This window comes from Acinetobacter sp. YH18001 (assembly GCF_013416975.1).
Classification (GTDB): domain Bacteria; phylum Pseudomonadota; class Gammaproteobacteria; order Pseudomonadales; family Moraxellaceae; genus Acinetobacter; species Acinetobacter pseudolwoffii.
Genome location: NZ_VPEU01000133.1, coordinates 1 through 1,208, shown reverse-complemented (window position 1 = coordinate 1,208; position 1,208 = coordinate 1). Strand labels below are relative to the sequence as shown.

The 1,208-nt window shown below is 32.6% G+C and carries 3 protein-coding genes; 2 read left to right on the top strand and 1 reads right to left on the bottom strand.

Annotated features, from left to right (window positions below):
- Window positions 1-31 precede the first annotated feature (31 nt).
- Both FTV48_RS14810 and FTV48_RS14805 read left to right on the top strand, forming a co-directional pair.
- Window positions 32-514 carry a hypothetical protein gene (locus FTV48_RS14810; protein WP_004871917.1) on the top strand — a complete coding sequence of 161 codons (483 nt, stop codon included), beginning with the start codon at window positions 32-34 and terminating at the stop codon, window positions 512-514.
- Between the two features lie 73 nt (window positions 515-587).
- Window positions 588-698 carry a type II toxin-antitoxin system HicB family antitoxin gene (locus FTV48_RS14805; protein ID WP_227541741.1) on the top strand — a complete coding sequence of 37 codons (111 nt, stop codon included), beginning with the start codon at window positions 588-590 and terminating at the stop codon, window positions 696-698.
- 115 nt (window positions 699-813) lie between these two features.
- Here the strand turns inward: FTV48_RS14805 and FTV48_RS14800 are convergent.
- A partial coding sequence (locus FTV48_RS14800; RefSeq protein WP_180000780.1) for a hypothetical protein occupies window positions 814-1,208 on the bottom strand: 395 nt, incomplete at its 5' end.

Sequence of the window (1,208 nt, the reverse complement as noted above, 5' to 3'; positions counted from 1 at the left end):
TGTATTATGTTAATTTTAGGAAGACTTAAAAGTGAAGGTATTAGGAATCATCTTTTCGGTAACTTTAGTAATACTAATTTTATATGGTGTACTATGGATGTTTCATGGTTTTCCAGTAAATCCCTCAAATATTAAGAATGCAAAACCTACTAGAAATATAGAATCCAACTTAAATACGTTCTTAACAGATACAGCTTTACCACAAATAATAGAAAGTTGTATTCCTCTTTATAATGCTGATTTCAGAAGACTAAATCCTCAACTTAAAAATTTCCCTAATTTAATTACGGCTGATTATTTTAATAAAAATCAGTTAATAACAGTTAGTCCTCATACAGGTAAAAAAGAAGCCAACTTATCTACTGTAAATATTATTAATGAATTTTTTACTGTTTTAGATAGTCCAATAAGTGACCCCCAAATACTACAAGGATGTTTTGTAAATTATGGTTATACACTTCAAGACATGAGAAGAATTAAGAAAAAATTTAGCAATTTTGCAAACTCAAATTAATTAAATCCCCCATTTAACATAATGGGCATTATTATACGAAATTCCAAAAAAGCCTTGATAAGGCACGTTTAATGTGCGTATTAGCCCTGAAATGCACCGTAAAGCAGTTTTAGCATCAAGTAATTCCCTTAATTCTTTTGTAAGTGATGCAATTCAAGAAAAACTAATGCGTTTAGGCGTTTAACCTATCTTTGCTCGATGCTTTGAAATATGGCTTTAGCCATGTTTCAAAGTCGGGCAACTTTGCGACTGTTGTCATCTAATTGGTAATGATAGAAACCAAGCAAAGTACCGATCATCTAGTATTTTTTAGGGTCGATGCGACACCAATCATAGGTTTTTTCTTTGACGTTACTAGGCTCAAATGAATAGCATTTTTTAGTCATAATTCTGACCAGCGTTTCACCATCACTTTCTCGAATTTGTAGCGGATATTTTTTTAGTACAGCCATATCAGCTCTACGTTCATCAATTTCGTCTTTGCTTGGTATGTATAAGAAGATAGCCAAAATGAACACCATCATTACAGCGACAAACGTGCTGGCAAAAATAATGATAAGTTTTAAATTGAGCCTGTTTGTAGCTTCGTTTAATGCCTGAATACTGTTGTTTAATGCACATGTATGCTTCTTATTTGCGTTTTCTAGCGATTTTTCAGCCTTGTCTAGCACTCCACTAGCGACTTGGTTGTAAA